Origin of the sequence: Niabella ginsenosidivorans, from assembly GCF_001654455.1 — a bacterium.
GTDB lineage: Bacteria > Bacteroidota > Bacteroidia > Chitinophagales > Chitinophagaceae > Niabella > Niabella ginsenosidivorans.
In genome coordinates this window covers 3,613,055-3,635,369 of record NZ_CP015772.1, presented here as the reverse complement: position 1 = coordinate 3,635,369, position 22,315 = coordinate 3,613,055, and the positions used below count along the sequence as shown (strand labels likewise).

The window sequence follows — 22,315 nt, the reverse complement described above, 5'->3', positions numbered from 1 at the left end:
TTAATTTGCAGGCTCAAAATCAGGGAAATGAGTCAATTGAGATATGGTCTGTTTCTGGTAGCCTTTGTTGCTGCAACCTCTTTAAATGCACAGGATACCTCACAGTATATTATTCCCGGAAGGGTCAATACTATTGAGCAGCAGCAAAAACCTTATGTGGTCCTTATTTCTATTGACGGGTTCCGGTACGATCTGGCAGATAAACACAATGCCGTTTTCTTAAAAAAAATGCGGGATGCAGGTGTTGCCGCAGCTTCCATGAAGCCCTGTTTCCCGTCGCTGACCTTTCCCAATCATTATTCCATCATCACCGGCTTGTATCCGTCGCATCATGGCCTGGTCGATAACTCATTCTATGATGCCCGAAAAAATGCCTACTATAAGGTAGGTGATAAAAGAGCCGTAGAGGACTCATCCTGGTATGGCGGTGAGCCGCTTTGGGTACTGGCAGAAAAGCAAAAAATGATCACTGCCAGCTTTTACTGGGTAGGTTCGGAAAGCCACATCAATGGTATGCCACCCACTTATTATTATAAATACAATGAAGCTATTTCCATAGACCGGCGTGTTGAAATTTTAAAAGAATGGTTGCAGCAACCTGCAGAAACCAGGCCACACTTGATTACTTTTTATTTTCCACAGGTAGATCATCAGGAGCATATGCATGGGGTGGATGCAAAGGAAACAGAGGAGGCGGTGCACCTGGTAGATGATGCTATTCGTAAAATGTATGAAGCCTGCCGTTCAACCGGTCTGCCGGTTAATTTTGTAGTGGTATCGGATCATGGCTTTGCCAACCTGGATACTGCTAAAATAGTTCCGGTTGCCCTAATTACCGGTTTGATAGATACCAGTAAATTTCTCATGGCCGGAGGTGGCACCATGATCCATTTATATGCAAAAAATAAAGCAGACATCAAACCCGCCTATAAACGCTTACGCGAACAAACGGATTTTCAGGCATGGCTTACTACAAAAACGCCAAAAAGCTGGAAATACCGGAAAAAGAACGACCGGTATCATCGCATAGGCGACATCCTGCTTACCTGTTCGCCTCCCCGCTATTTTTATTTCGGCGGCAGAAAATCTTTGGGAGCACATGGCTTTGACAACCGGTTACCGGAAATGCAGGCTACTTTTTATGCATGGGGCCCGGCTTTTAAAGAACATTATAAGATCAGGTCCTTTAATAATATTGATGTGTATCCCCTGTTGGCGCAACTGCTGGGCCTGAAGGCTGACCAGCCGGTTGATGGCAATGCAAAAAAGCTTGGAAAAATACTAAAATAAAGTAAACAAATAGCCTTGCCGGTTCTCCGGAAATATTTTTACATTTGAGCGGTTACAGGCGCAGGCCTGCAGCAGGAGAACGTTAAAGCATTTAAACGGAATTGTTCAATGGCAAAAGAAGTAGTAGCACCAAAGAAAGGAGCTGAATATAATGAAGACAGTATTAAAAGTCTGGACTGGAAGGAGCACATCCGGCTTCGTCCGGGTATGTATATCGGAAAATTAGGAGACGGCAACAGCCCGGATGATGGTATTTATGTGCTGGTAAAAGAGGTAATGGACAACTGTATTGATGAGTACATGATGGGCTATGGAAAAACCATAGAGCTCAGCATTAAAGATAATACAGTTACGGTACGGGATTATGGCCGCGGTATCCCTTTGGGCAAAGTAGTGGATGTGGTAAGCAAGATCAATACAGGTGCCAAATATGACAGCCGGGCCTTTCAGAAATCCGTTGGTCTGAACGGGGTAGGTACCAAAGCGGTAAACGCATTGAGCAATTATTTCAAAGTGGTATCTGTGCGTGACGGCAGGGAAAAGCAGGCAGAGTTTGAAAGAGGAGTCCTGAAAAATGAGAGCAAAGAAATAAAAACAGCCGCCGATAATGGCACCCTGGTAACCTTTGTGCCGGATAATACTATTTTTAAGAACTTTAAATTCTACCCGGAATTTCTGGAAAACCTGATCTGGAACTATTGTTTCCTGAATGCAGGGCTCAGGATCATTTTCAATGGGAAAACCTATATCAGCCGCAATGGTTTGCTGGACCTGTTGCAACGCAAGACCAATGAGGATGAGATCCGGTATCCGATCATTCACCTGAAGGGAGAAGACATAGAAGTAGCAATTACTCATGGCAATGATTACGGAGAAGAACTGTACAGTTTTGTAAACGGTCAGCATACCACACAGGGAGGTACACACCAGCAGGCATTCCGGGAGGCGTATGTAAAAACCATCCGCGATTTTTATAAAAAAGATTATGATGCGGCGGATATCCGGGGCGCAATTGTGGCCGCCATTTCCGTGCGTGTTGTAGAACCGGTGTTTGAAAGCCAGACAAAAACAAAGCTGGGCTCTCAGAATGTGGATATAAACGGCCCCAGCATGAAACAGTTTGTGGGCGATTTTCTTTCCAAGGCACTGGATGATTTTTTGCACAAAAACCCGGCTACTTCCGAAGCGTTGAAAAAACGGATTGAGCAAAGTGAAAGGGAACGGAAAGACCTGGCCGGTATTAAAAAGCTGGCAAATGAACGCGCCAAAAAAGCCAACCTGCACAACCGTAAATTAAGGGACTGCCGGATACATCTGAATGAAGAGCCACCTGCAAAAGGCCGGGAGGAATTTATTGCAAAACAGAGTGAGACAACCATTTTTATAACGGAGGGTGACAGCGCCAGTGGCTCTATTACCAAAGCAAGGAATGTTGAGACCCAGGCTGTATTTAGTTTACGGGGTAAGCCGCTGAACAGTTTCGGGCTTACCAAAAAAGTGGTGTATGAAAATGAAGAGTTTAATTTGTTGCAGCATGCATTGAACATAGAAGAGGGCCTGGAAGGGCTGCGTTTTAATAACATTGTAATCGCTACGGATGCTGATGTGGATGGTATGCACATCCGGCTGCTGATCATGACCTTCTTTTTACAGTTCTTTCCTGAGTTGGTAAAGCAGGAAAAGGTATATGTGCTGGAAACCCCGCTGTTCCGGGTACGGGATAAGAAAGAGACCATTTATTGTTACAATGAGGCCGAGAAAATAGCAGCAATAAAAAAATTATCCGGCAAACCGGAAGTAACGCGGTTTAAAGGACTGGGGGAGATCAGCCCCGATGAATTTTCACAATTCATATCCGGCGATATGCGCAAACAGCTCATGCGCCTGGAGCAGGGCGATCATATCCAGCAATTGCTGGAATATTATATGGGTAAAAATACGATGGACCGCCAGGAGTTTATTATCGACAACCTGGTAGTAGAGATCGATCAGGCAGAAGAAACTGTCAGTACTTAACGGAGGGCTCTGCGCTCATCCTGTGGTAAATCTGCCGCCGGCAGATACATTTTCATCTGATTTGTCTACTGTAACTTTTGAAGGGCCGCCTCCGGCAAAGCAACTGATTTCCGTAAAGTATAATCAAAACAGATCATTCCCGTTTTTGCAAAAACAACAGGGATTTTTTTGCCCTCAACCTCTTTTTCCAGCCGGTAGTAGAGGTCAAATCCTACCCGCTGAAAGTCACCCGCCGCAACGGATGCGAGGAGTAGATCTCCCATAAAAGCTTCATTTTTAAACTCCATGGCCACGTCTGCCATAATCAGCCCTATACCTTCAAAGGATAGTTCAGTATAGTTAAATTGTTTCAGGAATTGTACGCGCGCCTCCTGTATCATTCCCAGCAGACTGTCATTGCCCGCATGACCGCCATAATTGATATCGGTAACACGTACCGGGATAGTACAGGTAAACCGGAATGTTTTTGGTAATGCTATTTTTATCCTGGCCATAAATATTTATTGATTGTGCGCTGCCCGGTTTCAGCAGGCAAGTATAAGGAAAAACCACCATTTCCCGGAACCGTGTATCATAAAAAAAGCCTTACCATTGAGTAAGACTTTTGAGTTCTTTCAGACCGCACGCAGACTGTTACAAACCGGATTTGTCAGAACTGGCAAGATCCAGCAGATCCAGAAAAGTGTCAGGAGTTGCGGTTACAGGCGCCTTGGCCAGTTGTTTCTGCCATTGCTGTATCTGGTTAGAACATTCTGAACCAGAGGCTTCTCCTGCAACACAATCTGCTATATTTCCCAGCTTTTTAGACATCCGCACTACTTTGCCATCTTCGGTCATCAGCATAATATACCTTCCCTGCAGAGCTTTATTTCTTTCAACAGTAGTAATATAAGTATTGCCTGAAGCTGTCTTAATTTGTGTGGGTTGTGTGTGCGCGTCGGGTAAAACAGACGGGTGCGCAGCTAAAGGCTGTACCTGTTTGACCGGCTCTTTTTCTTTCCTGTCCAGGCTGGCGATCTGCTGATCATTTTTGCGATCCGTATTTTCAAACCTGGAGAGAATAGTTGCAGAATCCTTATTAGACTTCTCAATCATGTGAAAAGTAGCAAAACAAAGCAGGCCCACAACAGTAGCTGCCACAGCATAACGTGCCCATTTAAAGGATCCTTTTTTAACAGGAGCCAGTTTGGGTGCAGCAACTGCTCGGGGCAGTTCCGGCTCAATTTTAGACCAGAGTGCAGCAGGTGGCGGAATTTCAAAATGCTTTAATCTGTCCGAAAGATGATCAAAAGCATTTTCTTCTTCCAGGTTGTCAAGGATATTCTTCCATGCCAGGTCCGGAGGGGCAACTTCCATGGCGTTCAGCTTTTGCGCCAGTGGTTTCAGTTGTTGCCATTCATCTAACCCGGTTGCAATGCTGTTCCAAACCTCAGCCGGTGGTGTTACCTGATAATCATATAACTTATGTTGGCTGCTCATTGCTTAATGTGTCAATTTTATCTTTATTGTCAATATATTTTTTTACAAGATCCTGTAAAATAGCCTTTGCTCTGGAAAGCTGGCTTTTACTGGTACCTTCACTGATGCCTAACATGTCGCCAATTTCTTTGTGCGAATAACCTTCTACAACATACATATTAAACACGGTACGGTACCCGGGAGACAATTGAGTGATCAGTTGCAGGATATCCTTTTCAGCTAGTTCGTCCAATACAGAAACATATTTCCCTTCTATTGTGTTCTCTTCCTTTTCTGTTACAGGCTGCAGGTATTTTTTTCTTCTGAAATGTTCAATGGCCGTGTTTACAAAAATGCGGCGTACCCACCCTTCAAATGACCCATCTCCGCGGAAACTCTCTAATTTTTTGTAAACTTTTATGAATGCGTCCTGCAAAATATCCTGTGCCTCATCAGCATTTGAAGCATAACGCAAGCATACGGCGTACATTTTAGGAGAGAAACGGCGGTATAATTCTTCCTGCATCCTTCTGTCTCCATCAATACATCCTTTAATCAAGTCGCTTTCCGGTATGATATGGTTGCTTTCAGTACTCAAATTTTTAATTTTTTTTAAAAGTGACTGGTTTTAGTTGACAGGTTAATGAATTGACGGGAAATTTCCCTTGTTAATGGTTCAATTTAAACATGTTCACTGTCTGCAAACCTCGTCAAATATACCACCAGTTTTTTAACTGCCTTCTTCCGGTGACTAAATTCCTGTTTTTCTTCTAACGACATTTGTCCGAAGGTCTTATTGCTTCCATCCGGTATGAACACCGGATCATAGCCAAACCCGTTGGTCCCTGATGGCGCTTCTGTGATCCTGCCAGGGCAAACACCTTCAAACTGCTGCTCTTTTCCATTGATAATCAATGATATAACTGTTTTAAACCGTGCGTCCCGCTGTTCTTTACCTTTCAAAAGCTGCAATAGTTTATCCATATTGGAGCTGTATTGCGGTTCTCCGTCCGCAAAACGGGCGCTTTTTACGCCAGGGGCGCCGTTTAAGGCGGCTACTTCGAGACCGCTGTCCTCGCTGAAACAATTTTTACCGGTCATCTGATAGATGACTGTTGCTTTTTCGGTAGCATTTTCTTCCAGCGTGGCGTGGGGCTCCGGTATATCTTTCAGGATCCCTGCTTCTTTCAGGCTGATGATAGCAAATCCTTCCGGCAGTGCCTGGCGGATCTCCTGTACCTTGTTGTCGTTATTGGTGGCAAAAATGAGCGTAATCATAAATTGAATATCTTTTTAAAGCTGCTCCAGAGCTGGGTTTTAGCAGGTTTGTCGTCTTTTAACGCATCAAGGGCGGGGGCATGCATCACCGTGTAGCCTGCAAAGGTTTGTACCTGGTAAGGCGGAATTTCAAAGGGGAACCCAAAGGCTGCTGCAGTTGTGCCGAACAGCAATACCACCTTGCCGGTGAAATGATCCAGCAGTTGTTCATAGGGCGTATGCGGATAATTATTGCGGTTAATGATCACTACATCGTTCGGGCCCAGTTTGCAGGCGTTCAGGATCTGCGATAAAAAGGTAAAGGCCGGGTCCGGTAAATGCAGGTCGGTCGTGTAATCCACTATTACCATAATATTTTTCTGGTTGCCCCCCAGCGATTTCCATTCGGTGGTTGTACCGGTGCCGGAGCTCTCCTCCACGGGTGGCTGCTTTGAGGCCGTCTCAATGTCCGGGGCTTCCGCAACAATTTCGGCAGCAACGGTTATGCTGTTATCCGGCATTAATGACCTGGGGTACAGTTGGGCAATCAGCCGGGGCGGCAGATCAATTTTATTTAAACTCATACGTTTCTTTTTTTCCTAACGACGTGGTTCGTAACTTCGCTCCAGTTCCGATAGGTATCGGCATCAAAAATAATATTTTATGGTGGAAGCAATGAGTATACCGGTTACGAAAACCGGTAAAAGTAAGCTGGACAAGGTGGATTTCAATCACCTGGGTTTTGGTAAGTATTTTTCTGATCACATGCTGGAGGCAGATTATGTTGACGGAAAATGGACAAATGTGAATATCCGTCCTTATGAGGCGCTCGGCTTTCTACCTGCACTTTCCGTACTGCATTATTCCCAGACTATTTTTGAGGGACAGAAGGCGCATAAAGATGAACAAGGGAATATTCATATTTTCCGGCCGCATGAAAACTGGAAACGGATGAACCGTTCAGCTGAACGCCTGGCCATGCCGCAGATCCCTGAGGAGATTTTTATTGATGGGATGAAGCAACTGATCGAGCTGGATAAGGATTTCATTCCTTCCGGATACGACGAGTCCCTTTACATCCGCCCGTTTCTTTTTGCAACCGAAGAAACCCTGGGGGTAAAAGAATCCTCTTCTTATAAATTTCTGATCATTACAGGCCCCGCGGGATCTTACTTTTCCGCGCCTGCACGTATCTATGTAGAAGAAAAATACACCCGTGCAGCTCCCGGCGGAACCGGTTTTGCAAAAACAGGCGGCAATTACGCAGCCTCCTTATTATCTTCCGCAGAAGCAAAAAAACAGGGGTATGACCAGGTGTTGTGGATGGATGCGCTGGAGCACAAATATGTACAGGAGGTGGGAGCCATGAACATCATGTTCATCATAGGGGATACAGTGGTAACACCGGACCTCACGGACGGCACCATTTTAAGTGGTATTACCCGTTTAAGCCTGCTTGAACGGTTCCGTGATCAGGGTTTCAAGGTAGAAGAACGCAAAGTATCTATTGATGAACTGATGGATGCTTATAAAGCCGGTGCCCTGAAAGAGGTATTCGGATGCGGAACAGCAGCTACCATTTCCCATGTAAAAGAGCTGAAGTACAAGGATTTTGTAATGGAATTTGACGTGGACAGCATGACCATTTCAGCAGAAATGAAAAAATACCTGCTGGATTACAAGGAGAATAAACACGGTGATCCTTACGGATGGCTGGAAAAAGTATAGAGGAATTAAAAAAGACACGGAAAAGAGCCGGGCTTTGTCCGGGTTCTTTTTATTTTAGTCGCAAAAATATGATATACAACAGATTAGTGATATGCAAGCTGAAAAGTGCGACGTAACCAGGCTGAGCAGTGTTCCTGCAGCCGGGATGCCGGAATAAAGAGGCAGCAGAAAAAGTGAGAATTATTTTTGAAAGTTCCGATACAAATACTACCTTTGCCTCCCGAAAAATCGGGACAAAATTTAAAGCATTAAAAGAATGCCTACTATTAATCAGTTAGTTCGAAAAGGAAGAGAAATCATTAGGGCAAAAAGCAAATCCAGGGCACTGGATCAATGTCCGCAGCGCCGTGGTGTTTGTACCCGTGTATATACTACAACTCCCAAAAAGCCTAACTCTGCATTGCGTAAAGTGGCTAAAGTGCGCCTTACCAACAAGATAGAGGTGATCGCTTATATTCCGGGTGAAGGTCATAACCTGCAGGAGCACTCGATCGTTTTGATCAGAGGAGGGCGTGTAAAAGATTTACCGGGTGTACGTTATCATATTGTACGCGGCAGCCTGGATACTGCGGGCGTAAAAGACCGTAAACAAAGCCGCTCTAAATACGGAACTAAAAAAGCTAAGAAATAATTAGCGGTAAAATATCAGTCGCTGGTAGCTCCGATAGCTATCGGAATCAGACTTAGAAAAAATAAGATAAAATTTTAAGATAATGCGTAAAGCACAAGCCAAGAAACTTCCGTTAGCACCGGATCCTAAGTTCAATGATAAATTGGTTACCCGTTTTGTAAACAACCTGATGTGGGAAGGTAAGAAAAGTGGCGCATTCACCATTTTTTACGATGCAATTGATAAGGTAGCGAAACAAACCAATGAAGATGGATATGAGATCTGGAAAAAAGCACTGGCCAATGTGACACCAGCGGTTGAAGTACGCAGCCGCCGTATTGGAGGTGCCACCTTTCAGATCCCTTCTGAAGTGCGCCCGGATCGTAAAATTTCCCTGAGCATTAAATGGCTGATCCGTTACAGTCGTGAAAGAAATGGCCGCAGCATGGCAGATAAACTGGCTAACGAAATTGTAGCCGCCAGCAAAGGGGAAGGCGCTGCTTTTAAAAAGAAAGAAGATACCCACCGTATGGCAGAAGCCAACAAGGCGTTTGCTCACTTCAGGGTATAACACACTACTGGATAAGAGTTATTAAAATAAAAGACACCCGTTCTGGTAATTGCCCGAACGGGTTTTCTGTTTTTGTGTACCTTAGTTAAAAATGTTTATGAAAACGCAAACGGAAGTCTGGTTACGTGGAGAAAAGATACCCGGTTTGGCATTGCAGTTACAGCCTGCGGCAGATGCGCTACTGCAGGCCAAGGAAGAACTGCAGGGATTACTTAACGGTTTTCCTGATGCACTGCTTTGGGAACGACCGGCAGGTGTGGCTTCTGTGGGCTTTCATTTAAAACACATTGCAGGGTTTCTGGACCGCCTGCTGACCTATGCTGAAGGCAACGCACTTACGAAACAACAGCTGGAAACGCTTAAAAGTGAAATAGCAGTACAGCCTTTGTCATTAAAACAATTACTGGAAAATGCAGTTGCAGCCATTGATCAGACCATCAGCCGGTATAAAAACTTTCCTGAAGCTGTATTAACAGAGGCCCGGAAAGTGGGCCGGGCGGGGCTACCTTCTACGGTAATAGGCTTATGCTTTCATGCGGCAGAGCATACCATGCGGCACACCGGGCAATTGCTGGTAACCACGGCAGTGCTGAAAGGCAGAAGTTAAGCCGTTTTTAATTTGTTGACCAGGTCAATATACTCCTGCATGGCAGCTTCTTTGCTTTTACCTTTTATGGTTTCCCGGGCATTGTATTTTGCCTTTGCTACAAGATCAAAAGGATTTGCAGGGGCTTCCGGGGCCACATCGCCTTCTGTAGCCTGCTTGTAAAGCGCATATAATTGCAGTAAGAGATCGTTAGATGGTTTTTGAGTAAGCGTTTTGCTGGCCGCTACCGCTGCTTCAAATTGCCGGATCAGTTCCATGCTGTTTATTTTTTGATCTACTAAAATAACTTTCTTAATTATATATCGCTTAATAAAATGGTTTTCTTGTTCCTGATCAAGCAGCAGATAGACTCTTACAGGAACTGAGATAATACAGCTGCGCTGTTCAGAAAGGCAACGGTATTGGCAGGGAAATGCAGCGCCTGTGAATATAAATCAGCTGAGCAAATAAATTAACTAAATTTGGAGCAACAGCCCATTAAGCAGCACATCAGATATGATAAAACGCATTTACGTTATTGTTCTTTACAGCATTGCCCTTAATATATATATATCCGTTCAGGCACAAACCGCGGAAATTACAGGTATTAGAGCCGATCTGCAAACTGTAAAGGATAGTTTACATCTTACTGATCTGCTGAACCGCCTGGGTTTTCTTATGTATGAAAAAAATATTGACAGCACTTTCTTTTATACCCGCAAGGCCCGTGCCATTGCAGCCCGGCATGACTATCAGAAAGGAGAAGCAGATGCATTGACCAATATTGGTGTGGTATACGATGTTAAGGGATACTCGGCATTGGCGATCTATTATTATAATAAAGCGTTCAAGCTGTATAAAGCCATCCGGGACACCTCTAATCAGGTGCAGGTGCTGATGAATATCGGCAGCCTTTATCATTATATGGGAAAAGAGCGGCGAACCCGGAAATATTTTAATGCGGCATTTCATACAGGTGCGCACCTGCAAAAAGATTCCATTATGTCGCTGCTGATCTGTAACTATCTTCTGGCTTATTCAGCGTCGTTAAGCGGCGATTCTATTGCTTATTATAGCCGTAAAGCACAAGAAATAGCTTTAAGATATAAGGATCAGCGTTCGCTCCTGGTCATCCATCAAATTATGGCCAGCCGGCTTATTGAAGAGGGCCGGCGGCAGGAGGGGCTGCAACTGCTGGCACAAACTATTGACAGCGCACAGCAGCGGCAACTGTATTTTGCCAGCCTGGATATGATCATTACCATGGGCGATTACCTGACAGGTACTGATATAGCACAGGCTGTCCGTTATTACCAGATGGGGCTGGATATTGTGCAGAAAAGTGGCTATACCTTTTATAAAGAGGTTTTGGCAGAAAAGCTTTATAACTGCTACCTGAGCAGCAAAAAACCGGAAGAATACCGCTATTTTGCAGAGCAATATATCCGCGCGCTTAAGGATGAAAAGAATATGAATGCGGCATCTTCTGTAGATTATGTTGATTACGCTATAAAGGAAGAGCAACTGGAAGCTGTAAGTGCCCGGGACACCTATCAGCGATGGCTGATTGCCGGAATGCTGCTTTTAAGTATTGCAGGACTTGTTTTTACCATCATTATAAAAAAGAATCTGGAAAGGACCCGTAAGCTAAACAGGCTGGTAACTGCACAGAATGATACCCTGCAGGAAACTTTGAAAGTACTGGAGCAGAGTAATGCAGAAAATGCGAAGATGATGAAGGTAATAGTGCATGATCTCCGGGGGCCGATAAGTGGTATCAATGCTATTGCCGGATTGCTGTTAACAGAACCCCAAAGGACAGCCGAAGATGCTGAGATGTTTGAGCTTGTAAAAGATTCCAGCCAGAACCTGCTGGATCTGACAGATGACATACTGGCGCTTAATACCAAACCGGGGGCGCTTAAAAAAGAGCCGGTAGATATAGGAGATTTGCTGCATCATTGTGTGGCTTTGTATATGAGCAAAGCCAGGGAAAAAGGGCTGGAAATACATCTTCAGGCTGCACCAGTTATGATAAAGGCCGACAGGCAGAAACTGTGGCGTGTTGCCAGCAATCTTATTTCCAATGCTATTAAGTTCAGCCCTGCGGGTGCGGTTATTCATATTGATTTGGAAGATAGCGCCGGCAGCGTGCTGATTGGTGTAAAGGACGAAGGAATAGGAGTGCCGGATGATATTAAGAACCGGATATTTGATCTGCATACCAGTGCAAAACGCCACGGAACGGCCGGGGAACCGTCTTTTGGCATGGGGCTGTCGATAACCCGGCAGATTGTGGAAGCACATGGTGGCAGTATCTGGGTAGAAAGCGATGGCCAAAAGGGTAGTTGTTTTTTTGTAAAGCTCCCAAAAGAATAGCAAGCCCGTTCACCTTTCATATTTCGTTCTCTCTCCTAATTTACTGACCCGGGCATAAGGAAAATTTTTATGTGACTGGAGCATTAAAATTTTCAAAAAGTTCTCCTGTAAGTTGTTAGGGATATGTAATTCTCGTCGCTCTCGCATTTTCTGGCAGCCCCTGAAGATTCCGGTGGAAACAAAAAGCCGGAAGCTGCTCAATGATCAGGTATTGCCCGACTATACAGGATCTTCCGGCCTGGTTATATTGCATTCAATCTGCCAACAGCAGCCTGTAAGAGCAGTAAATCACTGTCCTATTTCAGGAATCACGCTTCCGATGCATCCGTTAGGCCTTTGGATGTGCAACAGTGCGGCTATGGTAGGGGCAATATCGGTCATATGCACTTCTCTTGTTAATTGCCCTGGTTTAATGCCCCAGCCATACCATAGCAACGGAATATGCGTATCGTGCGGGTTCCAGGTGCCATGGGTAGTACCGGTGCCGCCGGCACTGCCCGCAAACCATGCCGGGTTTAAAACAATCTGGATAGGACCGGAACGTTTATAATTATATCCGTTAATGATCATTGTTTTAATGGGTTCCGGAATGGATTCGCTGCCAATTTCATCCAGGTCTGCCACAAATTCCACACCTTCCTGCTTCTGTAAAAAAGAAACAGTTGCTTTTTTTATACCTGCGTAATCCAGCTTGCGCTGCTCAATCAACTTATTATCAAAATGGATCTGGTAGTTGGTGCCGGAAGTAACCAGTTTATCTACACCAAACTGGTTTTTCAGCATTTCATTTAAGGCTTTGCCCACTTTACCGCTTTCAAAAAAATCGGCAGGGATTTTATGCGCCTGCATAAATCCGATGGCATGTGCCGCGCCATGATCAGCCGTAAGGAAAACCAGGTACTGGCCTTTACCTACTTTTTGATCCAGATAATTAAAAAAGGTTTCCAGATCTTTATCCAGGCGCAGGTATACATCTTCTACTTCCATGGAGTTAGGGCCATATTTATGACCTACATAGTCAGTAGAGGCACAGTTGATCGTAAGAAAATCGGTAAAGGCTCCTGTCCCCAACTGATAACCATCCACTGCTGCTTTTGCAAAGTCCAGCGTCAGGGTATTACCGTAAGGAGAGCTGCGTATAACATCAGGATCCTGTTTAAAAACTTCGCTCAGGTCGTGCGGGAAGCCGGTTGTTTTCTCCCCTTTAAATTTTCCTTCCCAGGGCACATCATCCGCTGTGCTCTGCGTATAGGTATTTGCCGGATAAAGTGTTGTCCAGGGTTGGGCAATAAGTGTCTCCGGCTCCTTTTTGCTGTTGAACCGGTTCACCCATTGGGGCAGTTCTTTCATATACCAGGTGCTGGTAATGAACTGGCGGCTTTCATCATCAAACCAGAAGGCGCCATCTGCCACGTGGCCGGCCGGTAAAATAGAGGCTCTGTCTTTTAATGAAACGCCTACAACTTTTGACCGGAAATTGGTGGCCAGTTTGAGCTCGTCTGTGATGGTGCTGGCCAGGTTATTCCTGGGCGACATTTTTCCGGCTTTTGAAGTGCTTCCTACGGACTGCACCGTGGAATCTTCTGTACAATAAACAGATCTGCCTGTCAGCTCATCAACCCAGTCATTTCCTGTAATACCGTGTATTGCAGGAACAGAACCGGTGAAGATAGTAGTATGCCCTACAGCTGTGAAAGAGGGCAGGTGACTGATAAAAGTATTTTCGCAGGAGTATCCGTCTTTCAGCAGCCGGTTAAAGCCACCGCTGCCATACCGGTCTGCATACCGGTATAAATAGTCCCAGCGCATTTGATCTACTACGATGCCTACCACTAATTTTGGACGTTTTACTGGGTTTTGTGCAGATCCTGTGAGGACAGTAAAAACAGCAATCAGCAAGAAATAAAGTCTTTTCATCATAATCAATTTGCTCAAAAATAGGAAAAGCAGCCTGATAATGCCGGCCGTTTATGTAAAGTTTATCTTATGAAAAAGATTTGCCGGGCACCTCCTAAATAAAACGGTTCTTTTTCTCATTTTTTGATAATTTCAAAAAATGAAACGGCCCTGCTTCCTTCTGTTATGTTTTCTGGTAATGACTGTTTACCCGCTCATTATTATTGCGCAGGATTATAAGCTGACGGTTATTTTAGATAGTGTTCCTCCTTATACAGCAGATACGGCCGCGCTGTTCCTGGCGGGAAACCCGAATAACTGGAGCCCGCAGGCGGACGGTTACCGGTTCCGGATACAGGAGGGGCGTTACCGGCTGGTGATGGATGCCGTTCATGGAGCTATTGAGTTTAAAATTACCCGGGGCAGTTGGGATCAAACAGAGACAGCCGGTAATGGCAAAAGCATCTCCAACAGGGTAGTGCAGTTGCAATCAGATTCAGTCATTCATATTGCTGTGGAAGGATGGCAGGATCATTTTGGAAAAAAGGAGAAAATGCATACCGCAAGTAAAAATGTAACCGTCACTGAGCAATTTTATATGCCGCAGCTAAAAAGGCACCGTACCGTGCGGATCTATCTTCCTGCAGGTTATAATACGGATAAAAAGAAACGCTATCCTGTTTTGTATTTGCAGGACGGGCAGAATGTTTTTGATGAGTTTACTTCCTATGCAGGTGAGTGGGACGTGGACGGCTTTATGGACACTACTGCTTTGCCGCCTTCCATTGTGGTGGCAGTAGACAACGGGGGAGATAAGCGGCTGGATGAATATTGCCCTTACCCTGTAAAAAGCATACCGGGCGCGGAGGGGAATTTATATGCTGACTTTATGGTGCAAACGCTGAAGCCCTATATTGACAGGCAATACCGGACATTAAAAAGCAAGCCCAATACGTTTATAGCAGGCAGCTCCATGGGCGGACTCATCTCTTTTTACACTGCGCTGCAATATCCGAAGATCTATGGCGGGGTGGGTGTTTTTTCACCATCGTTCTGGATAACGGAGGATAAGGTTTATGCAGATATCAAAAAGCTGGGTCCCGCGCTGAATTCCTTTATTTATTTTTATGTTGGATTGCTGGAGGGCGATACCATGCCCAACGACCTGCTAAAAGCTATGAAAGACCTGGCTGCAGTTTCCAAAGCAGAACTGACAGCAGTGATCAGAAGCGGCGGCGGCCATAATGAAGAAGCCTGGCGAAAAGAGTTTCCTCTCTTTTACCAGGCTGTTATTTCAAAAAAGAAATGATTTTTACGAAGGATCCCGGCAGCGCCGGATTAAGCCAATGGGCTCAGCTATTTGCCAAATATTTTTAAAATAGCCTGGGTAGACATAGAGCCTTCAAAAGCAGTGATCAGCTGCTTGTTAGCATTATAGAATGCATGAAAGGGAAGGTTTTTAATATTATAATAAACAGGCAGCGTATAGGAATAGTCTCTGCCTATAATAATGTTAGGATATTTTTGCAACTGATAATGCGCTACAAAATCAGCCATTTCCTTTAAGGGCAGAGGAGTGGCCATAACGATCTGGATGCCTTTATATTTATCCATATTCTTGATCATTTCCTCGGTTTCATGCTTGCAATGATCGCACTCCGGGCTGAACACCATAATCATTACGGGCTTGTTTTTCTGCAGCCTGGCTTTTAGCTCCCACCCGGTGCTGTCCGCATTTAAAAGACGCACTGCGGGAATGGTACGGTATTGTTTATAAGGAGGAAGGGCCTGGCTATTGCCCGGCTGAAAACAGATAATTGCGATCAGGAATAAGATTAAATACTTCATTTTCTTTATTTTATAAAATAACAGACATCAAAGATAACAATAGGATGCAGAATTAGTTGGCGGGGTTGCCTTAAAAAGCGTAAAAAAGTTTTCATTATTACGAATTTTTCGTAATTTTATTTTAAACTCGTATAATAAATGAAAAAATTAACAGCACAGGAAGAACAGCTAATGCTGGCCGTTTGGCAGGCAGGAGAGGGAAACGTAAAAGTGTTTATGGAGCTGCTGCCGGAACAGCTGCCTTATACAACCGTAGCTTCTACCATAAAGAACCTTGAGAAAAAAGGGTATGTTTCTGCCCGGTTATTTGGAAATGTATATGTATATAAACCCGCTATTTCTGAAGAAGAATATAAAAAGAAATTTATGGGAAGCGTGGTAAAGGATTATTTCAGCAATTCCTATAAAGAGCTGGTCAGCTTCTTTATAGACCAGAAAAAATTATCTGCCCAGGAATTAAAAGAGATCCTTAAAATGATCGAATCCGGAAAGAAAAAATAGTTATCAGCGATCAGTTTTCAATCCTGGTAGCTACCGGGCTGCGTTGTTTGTGGAACTAAAGACTGAAAGCTGACAACTCAAAACTCAAATCTGAAATCTCCCGTTATGCCTGTCATTATTGATTATATTCTTAAACTAAGTATTTGCCTGGCCGTTGTATACCTGTTTTACCAGCTTCTGCTAAGGCGGCTGACTTTTTATAACTGGAACCGCTGGTACCTGCTGGGTTATAGTGCCCTGAGCTTTGTAATTCCCTTAATCGATATAATGCCGGAGCTGCAAAAGAAACAACTGGATCAGAGCATGCTTGTGCAACTGATCCCGGCACTGGGTTTTGCATCGGCGGCAGATAATAGCTCCTTTTTGGAATCATTGACCATCTGGGACTGGGTGCTGGTTGTGGGTATCCTGGGCTCGGTGGTTTTGCTGACCCGTTTCCTGATCATGTTTTTTTCTTTTCTGAAAATAAAAAGCAGGGCACAACTGATCTCTGATGATGATACGCGTATTTATCAACTGGATGAAGATATGCGCCCTTTTTCTTTTGGCAATGCTATTTTTATTAATACGGAACTGCATAGCGGGGAGGAACTGGAAGAGATCATTCGTCATGAATTTGTACATGTAAAGCAAAAACATACCATTGATATTGTGTGGAGCGAGCTGCTTTGCATATTGCTTTGGTTCAATCCTTTTGTATGGCTGCTGCGTAAAAGCATCAAACAGAATCTTGAGTTTTTAGCAGATAAGCAGGTGCTGCAGGGAGGGGTAGATAAAAAAGAATACCAGTATCTTTTATTAAAAGTGATGGGCAATAAACAGTTTGCGTTCACCAACCATTTTAACTTTTCCTCTTTAAAAAACCGGATCGCTATGATGAACACTATTAAATCTGCCAAAGTACATTTAACCAAGTTTTTGTTCTTGCTGCCGGTAATAGCCGTTCTGCTGCTGGCTTTCAGGAAAGAAGTGCTTCATGAAAGTACCGGGCGCCGGACGTCTTCCGGGGAATTACTGAACGCACCGGATGCTGCAACAGACAGTATCAGGACGCCGGTGAACCTACAGCTGGCTCTGATCCGTAAAGATACCACGCCTGTAAAAGGTGCAGCAAAAAAATATGATGTTATTGTGACGGGCAGTGGTTTTGGAAGGAATATCAAGGACCCGTCCGTCATTGTTAAAAGAATGAGCATTGCTGAATGGAAGGCCCATCAGGAAAAATATGAAAAAGAATATGGCATTGCTCCTTTGTTAACTATTAATAAGCGGGCTGATAATAACATCAATAAATTTGACTCTGTTTATGTAATGAAGAAAACCCTCTCAAATACCCTGGTGGCTGATAACCCGTTGATCATTGTAGATGGTGAAAAGGTCGATAATAAAGGAGGAAAGGCGCTGGAAGGTATAGATCCGAATAGGATCCAATCTATTTCTGTATTGAAGGATAAAGCTGCAACATCGTTATACGGAGCTGATGGTAAAAATGGCGTCATTATTATTACCTCCAAAAAAAATGATGCGGTAAAGTCCGATTCTGCAGCAAACACCACTGTTACTTTCAAAAAGACACTTAAATACACTTATAACAGCAACGAATTCAAAGCAGTACCAGTTGATGTTACTTTGAAAGGAAAGGCTACGGGCATTTCCGTGGCTCCGGCATCTGCTGATCAACCCAATCATTCCGGGGAACAAAAGGTAATGCTTACATTTCACCCGGCGAAGAACGGTGAGCAGGCTCCCTTGTTTGTACTGAACGGGGAAGTACAGGATCATAATGTATTAAAAGAACTGGATCCGGCAGATCTGGAATCTGTTGCTGTTTTGAAAGATGCATCGGCAAAGACCCTTTATGGAAATGCGGCCCGGAACGGAGCCGTGCTGGTTACTACAAAAACGGGTCATAGGTCTGGTAGTAAAAAAGACCCTCTACAGGAAGTGATTGTGAGGGGTTATGGAACGAAAAGTGCAACGGAGAGCGCTTCAAAGGAGAACGAAGTAACTGTTTACCCAACTGCAAAGGGACATATAGCCGCCAAAGTTGGTACAACAACCATGAGCGCTGATACCTTCCATATTCAAAAAGCAGCACAATAATGCAGCACCTTTGCCGGTGTCGCGTGCCGGCCTGACGGGTTTTGCATTTTAGCACCTTTTCCGATATTGCGTGCCAGCCTGTGGCGTTAGCAGTCCACTCAGCAAGATTCAGCAACTGATTATATCGTTGGTGTCTTGCCTGTGTTCATTGCTATGCTCAACATCAACGATGGAGAAAATCGGTCAGCCCGGTATCTTTACCATTTCAATATGGGGAATGCCATCTTCATCATATACATCGCTTACCGGCCGGAATCCTAATGATTCATAGAATTGCTTAAGATAAAGCTGGGCGCTGATGCGGATGGTATCATTGCCAAACAATTCATAGCTGGCCCGGATGCTGCGTTGCATTAGCTCAAAGCCCAGGCCATAAGCGCGGTATGATGGGGCTACCACTACCCGTCCGACCGATTGATCTGCATAAGACATCCCTTTTGGCAGCAGCCGGGTATAAGCTATTACAGTTCCGTTATCAGTGCCCATCAGATGATAACTTTTCAGATCCTTGCCATCCACATCCTGGTAAATGCTGTTTTGCTCCACTACAAACACTGCAGACCGTAATTGCAGCAGGGAATACAGTTCAGGGGTGGAGAGCTCATCAAACGACTTACAGATCCATTGTATGACGGGTTTTTCCTGCATCAGTAATTGTATTTTTCTTTCCACAGTTTTTTCAGGTAATTGCGCAATTCATTTTCCCGGGCATTGTTCCCCGGGTCATAAAAACGGGTTCCTGCAATTGGGTCGGGCAGATATTCCTGCTCGCTGAAATTGTTCTCAAAACTATGTGCATATTTATAATTCTTCCCGTAGTTGAGCTGCTTCATGAGCTTTGTGGGCGCATTGCGGATGTGCAAGGGCACCGGCAGGTCGCCTGTATTATTTACCGCCGCCAGGGCATCATTGATCGCCATATAGGAGGCATTGCTTTTGGGGGAGGAAGCCAGGTATACAGCGCATTGCGATAGTATAATTCTGGCTTCGGGGTAGCCGATTTTTGTTACGGCGTCAAATGTGGCATTGGCCAGCAACAGTGCATTGGCATTGGCCATGCCAATATCTTCGCTTGCGGCAATCACCATGCGCCTTGCAATGAACTTTACATCTTCACCACCCTCGATCATCCGGGCCAGCCAGTAAACCGCGCCATTGGGATCACTGCCCCGGATGGATTTTATGAATGCAGAAATAATATCATAATGCTGCTCGCCCGACTTATCATACAGCGCAATTTTTTTCTGCGCAATTTCCATCACTTTCTTATTAGTAATGATAGCAGGAGTGCCAATGGCATCACATACGATCTCAAACAGGTTCAGCAGCTTTCTTGCATCTCCGCCGGAAATATTGATCAGCGCTTCTGTTTCTTTCAGCTCTGCTTTTTTTGCTCTTATTTTTTCATCCTGTTCAAGGGCGGTGTGTAATAGTTGTACCAGGTCCTTTTCTCCCAGCGCCTTTAAAACATACACCTGGCAACGGCTGAGCAAGGCGCTGTTCACTTCAAAAGAAGGGTTCTCCGTTGTAGCGCCGATAAGGGTAATGATCCCTTTTTCAACGGCGCCCAATAAAGCGTCCTGCTGGCTTTTATTAAAACGATGGATTTCATCAATGAACAAAATGGCACCGCCTGCTGCGGTTGCCGTAGCAATAGCATCGCGGATATCCTTTACACCGGAGGAAATAGCGCTTAATGAAAGAAAAGGCCGGTTTACTGTATGGGCAATAATGGTGGCAATAGTGGTCTTGCCCACACCAGGCGGGCCCCACAGGATCATGCTGGGCACCGTGCCGGCCTCAATAGACTTTTGAAGAATGCTGCCCTTGCCGGTAAGATGTTCCTGTCCTGCCAGCTCCTCCAGTGTATGGGGTCTTAATCGTTCTGCTAACGGGGTCATTGTATAATCAAATTAAAAAGCCCTCAAAGATAATGCTAATTTATTTAGTAGTAAAATGTGCCCCGTATAAGTGGTAGCCACAAATGCACGAATGTTCTGCTGGCATTGCTGACCAATGTGCAGGTAGTGGACATCGGTCATGAAATCACTTTAATGCACTGCATTCCAGGATCAGGGATATTGAAGATACGCTGCAATATTATACAGCTTTGCATCATAAAGCAGATTATTTTATTACCCGGGATAAAGAACTGAAAAAGCCGCCATTCCTGCCTTGCCCACTTTTAGCCCGGATGAATTTCTGAAAAAGGTATTAGAAAGGGACTCTTAAAATAGCTGCTTTCTCCTGTTAAGCAATTGATGGTTAAGAATAGCCGTAATAATAAACGACAATAAAAAATACCCTGAAATCAACAGCCACCCATAAGGTAAAAAATCTTTCAGCATAAACCAGTCGCTCCCTATATAAAGAATCCATCCTCCGCAGCTCAATTTCAGTCCTTCCCAGATCCATGCATATTTATGGCCATCCATCAGCTCTGCCAGCGCATAAACAAAAAGAAAAATGAACAGCCCGTAATAAAAAATGCCGGGTGAGCCGATGGCAGCGATATTCCCGAAAAGAAAACAGATAAAAAAGAGCAGTACCGCCAGTTGCACCCAAAGCCAGGCTTTTGCTCCGGTGCTTAAAGGCGGATCGTATTTTTCAAAATGGTAAACGTCCGCTATCTTATGCACGGGGTACTTTTCTGCAACATCAGCAGGACGCCAGCCGGTGGGCATCAGCCAGATACGGCATTTGTCTTTCCAGCTTTTTGCACGCCATACATCTTTGATCAGCAGCCATACATGCTGAAAATTGATCTTAACGGGATTCCACGTTTGCACGGGTCTTGTGATGCCATATACGGGCGGTTTGCCCGGAATTTCTTCCTGGTAAGTGCCGAACCATTTATCCCAGAATATAAAGATCTGTGAATAGTTCTTGTCAAGATATTCGGGGTTGATGGCATGATGTACCCTGTGCAGGGAAGGCGTTACAATGATGTGCTCCAGCCAGCCCATCTTTTTTATAAAAGTAGTGTGGTACCAGAACTGGGCAAATAAATGCAAAGGAGCAACAATAGCAATTACTTTTTCCGGCACTCCCAGCAATGCTGCCGGTAAAAGAAAGATCACAAAGATGTTGGCAAACCCGGAAATGCTTTGCCGCAAGGCACAGGCAAGGTTAAACTCCTCGCTGCTGTGATGTACCAGGTGCCCGTTCCAGAAAAAATTATATTCATGCTGGATCCGGTGCACACAGTAGCCGGAAAAATCGAGCACGATAAAAGCGATCACATAGGTAAGCCAGGAAGCCTCAGTATGCATCAGCGCCCAGTGATGCACCATCCATGAATAGGAGTAGATCACAATGCTTAGTCCCAGCACATCCTTTGTAATATTGGTAACACCGCTTAATAAACTACTGATGATATCATTGGTACGCAATACCTTTTTTTCTTTCAGGTACGCGTAGCCCATTTCCAGTAACACCAACAGCAAAAAAGCAGGAATGGCAACCAGCAATATCTGACCATATGTTTTCATAAACCAATAATAGTAAATAATGGATCTGAAAAGCCCTCTTAACCCAAAGCTACAATAAAAACCGGCAGGAGCTATCAGCGGGCAGGGCAGGCGCATCAATTTATTTTTTACCGAAATGGGCTATGAATAAGGTCAATTCACAATGCCAGGAATGCCCGCCTGAACGGAACGGCTACGCTGTACACACAACTATTTTCTCATATTATCAGGGAGCGTGTAGTAACTGTAATTGTAATTAGCCTTTAGGAGACGGGCAAAATATCCGAACTTCGGATAGCTGTAAAGTTGCCTGGGCCTAATCATAGAAATTCTAAAGTCGAGCGTCCCGCCCTCCCGGTTGGTCAATTGTGGCGGAACACACCACTATATTCTAAAGCTGATAGTAGTGCCCTGCCGGAATTGTGCTGTAACCTTCCGAAATTTCGGAACCGGCTGCCCTTTTTGCGATCCTTTCTGGGCAAACAAAAAGGATCAGAAAGAAAAGTAAGTAATCGAACTTATTAAAAACGGCTCTTCCCTGCCTGCCGTTCGGCAGTTCAGGCGAACGGTTGGTTCAACGGGCGGGCGCCACAAAGCCGGTT

The 22,315-nt window shown here is 44.6% G+C and carries 21 protein-coding genes; 10 read left to right on the top strand and 11 right to left on the bottom strand.

Annotated features, from left to right (window positions below):
* Positions 1–27: 27 nt before the first annotated feature.
* Together A8C56_RS15290 and A8C56_RS15285 are read left to right on the top strand one after the other, a co-directional pair.
* A complete protein-coding gene (locus A8C56_RS15290; RefSeq protein ID WP_067757798.1) occupies positions 28–1,290 on the top strand; it encodes an alkaline phosphatase family protein in 1,263 nt (420 codons plus the stop codon).
* 108 nt (positions 1,291–1,398) lie between these two features.
* Positions 1,399–3,306 (top strand): DNA topoisomerase IV subunit B, encoded by a 1,908-nt coding sequence (locus A8C56_RS15285; protein ID WP_067757795.1) that lies wholly within the window; start codon positions 1,399–1,401, stop codon positions 3,304–3,306.
* Positions 3,307–3,371: 65 nt separating this feature from the next.
* Here the strand turns inward: A8C56_RS15285 and A8C56_RS15280 are convergent, their stop codons facing one another.
* The 5 genes from A8C56_RS15280 to A8C56_RS15260 form a co-directional block, all read right to left on the bottom strand.
* Entirely contained in the window at positions 3,372–3,800 is a 429-nt protein-coding gene (locus A8C56_RS15280) for an acyl-CoA thioesterase (protein ID WP_067757793.1), read from the bottom strand.
* 139 nt (positions 3,801–3,939) lie between these two features.
* Positions 3,940–4,785, bottom strand: coding sequence for a hypothetical protein (locus A8C56_RS15275; protein ID WP_067757791.1), 846 nt, complete (start codon positions 4,783–4,785; stop codon positions 3,940–3,942).
* A complete protein-coding gene (locus tag A8C56_RS15270; RefSeq protein ID WP_084490229.1) occupies positions 4,769–5,362 on the bottom strand; it encodes an RNA polymerase sigma factor in 594 nt (197 codons plus the stop codon). Before A8C56_RS15270 ends, A8C56_RS15275 begins: the two co-directional genes overlap by 17 nt.
* An 83-nt stretch (positions 5,363–5,445) precedes the next feature.
* On the bottom strand, positions 5,446–6,042 hold the full coding sequence (gene rdgB / locus A8C56_RS15265) for an RdgB/HAM1 family non-canonical purine NTP pyrophosphatase (protein ID WP_084490228.1): 597 nt from the start codon (positions 6,040–6,042) through the stop codon (positions 5,446–5,448).
* Positions 6,039–6,605 (bottom strand): hypothetical protein, encoded by a 567-nt coding sequence (locus A8C56_RS15260; RefSeq protein WP_067757788.1) that lies wholly within the window; start codon positions 6,603–6,605, stop codon positions 6,039–6,041. Before A8C56_RS15260 ends, rdgB begins: the two co-directional genes overlap by 4 nt.
* Positions 6,606–6,684: 79 nt before the next feature.
* On the opposite strand from A8C56_RS15260, the gene A8C56_RS15255 reads away from it, so the two are divergent.
* From A8C56_RS15255 to A8C56_RS15240, 4 genes are all read left to right on the top strand, one after another.
* The gene (locus tag A8C56_RS15255; RefSeq protein WP_067757786.1) at positions 6,685–7,749 is read left to right on the top strand and encodes a branched-chain amino acid aminotransferase; all 1,065 of its coding nucleotides are present in this window, start codon (positions 6,685–6,687) and stop codon (positions 7,747–7,749) included.
* A gap of 256 nt (positions 7,750–8,005) precedes the next feature.
* The gene (gene rpsL / locus A8C56_RS15250; RefSeq protein ID WP_067757783.1) at positions 8,006–8,380 is read left to right on the top strand and encodes a 30S ribosomal protein S12; all 375 of its coding nucleotides are present in this window, start codon (positions 8,006–8,008) and stop codon (positions 8,378–8,380) included.
* 82 nt (positions 8,381–8,462) lie between these two features.
* The gene (gene rpsG / locus A8C56_RS15245) at positions 8,463–8,930 is read left to right on the top strand and encodes a 30S ribosomal protein S7 (RefSeq protein WP_067757780.1); all 468 of its coding nucleotides are present in this window, start codon (positions 8,463–8,465) and stop codon (positions 8,928–8,930) included.
* A 97-nt stretch (positions 8,931–9,027) separates the two neighbouring features.
* A complete protein-coding gene (locus A8C56_RS15240; RefSeq protein WP_084490438.1) occupies positions 9,028–9,537 on the top strand; it encodes a DinB family protein in 510 nt (169 codons plus the stop codon).
* Here the strand turns inward: A8C56_RS15240 and A8C56_RS15235 are convergent.
* Positions 9,534–9,794, bottom strand: coding sequence for an acyl-CoA-binding protein (locus A8C56_RS15235; protein ID WP_067757774.1), 261 nt, complete (start codon positions 9,792–9,794; stop codon positions 9,534–9,536). The genes A8C56_RS15240 and A8C56_RS15235 overlap by 4 nt on opposite strands.
* Before the next feature lie 238 nt (positions 9,795–10,032).
* Here A8C56_RS15235 and A8C56_RS15230 point away from each other — a divergent pair, with 238 nt between their 5' ends.
* On the top strand, positions 10,033–11,895 hold the full coding sequence (locus A8C56_RS15230) for an ATP-binding protein (protein WP_067757771.1): 1,863 nt from the start codon (positions 10,033–10,035) through the stop codon (positions 11,893–11,895).
* A gap of 288 nt (positions 11,896–12,183) precedes the next feature.
* Here A8C56_RS15230 and pafA read toward each other — a convergent pair whose 3' ends face one another.
* A complete protein-coding gene (gene pafA, locus A8C56_RS15225; protein WP_245645514.1) occupies positions 12,184–13,815 on the bottom strand; it encodes an alkaline phosphatase PafA in 1,632 nt (543 codons plus the stop codon).
* Positions 13,816–13,951: 136 nt separating this feature from the next.
* On the opposite strand from pafA, the gene A8C56_RS15220 reads away from it, so the two are divergent.
* Positions 13,952–15,100 (top strand): alpha/beta hydrolase, encoded by a 1,149-nt coding sequence (locus tag A8C56_RS15220; protein WP_084490227.1) that lies wholly within the window; start codon positions 13,952–13,954, stop codon positions 15,098–15,100.
* 47 nt (positions 15,101–15,147) lie between these two features.
* Here the strand turns inward: A8C56_RS15220 and A8C56_RS15215 are convergent, their stop codons facing one another.
* On the bottom strand, positions 15,148–15,639 hold the full coding sequence (locus tag A8C56_RS15215; RefSeq protein WP_067757766.1) for a TlpA family protein disulfide reductase: 492 nt from the start codon (positions 15,637–15,639) through the stop codon (positions 15,148–15,150).
* 138 nt (positions 15,640–15,777) lie between these two features.
* Here A8C56_RS15215 and A8C56_RS15210 point away from each other — a divergent pair, with 138 nt between their 5' ends.
* Positions 15,778–16,140 carry a BlaI/MecI/CopY family transcriptional regulator gene (locus tag A8C56_RS15210; RefSeq protein WP_067757764.1) on the top strand — a complete coding sequence of 121 codons (363 nt, stop codon included), beginning with the start codon at positions 15,778–15,780 and terminating at the stop codon, positions 16,138–16,140.
* 105 nt (positions 16,141–16,245) lie between these two features.
* Complete coding sequence (locus A8C56_RS24860) at positions 16,246–18,243, top strand: M56 family metallopeptidase (RefSeq protein WP_067757762.1); 1,998 nt, start codon at positions 16,246–16,248, stop codon at positions 18,241–18,243.
* A gap of 183 nt (positions 18,244–18,426) precedes the next feature.
* On the opposite strand, the gene A8C56_RS15200 is transcribed toward A8C56_RS24860, so the two are convergent.
* The 3 genes from A8C56_RS15200 to A8C56_RS15190 all read right to left on the bottom strand — a co-directional run bounded on the left by A8C56_RS15200 (position 18,427) and on the right by A8C56_RS15190 (position 21,830).
* The gene (locus A8C56_RS15200; protein ID WP_245645513.1) at positions 18,427–18,915 is read right to left on the bottom strand and encodes a GNAT family N-acetyltransferase; all 489 of its coding nucleotides are present in this window, start codon (positions 18,913–18,915) and stop codon (positions 18,427–18,429) included.
* Positions 18,891–20,144 (bottom strand): replication-associated recombination protein A, encoded by a 1,254-nt coding sequence (locus tag A8C56_RS15195; RefSeq protein WP_067757759.1) that lies wholly within the window; start codon positions 20,142–20,144, stop codon positions 18,891–18,893. The genes A8C56_RS15200 and A8C56_RS15195 overlap by 25 nt, the downstream gene beginning before the upstream one ends.
* A 327-nt stretch (positions 20,145–20,471) precedes the next feature.
* Complete coding sequence (locus A8C56_RS15190) at positions 20,472–21,830, bottom strand: sterol desaturase family protein (RefSeq protein WP_245645512.1); 1,359 nt, start codon at positions 21,828–21,830, stop codon at positions 20,472–20,474.
* Positions 21,831–22,315 lie beyond the last annotated feature (485 nt).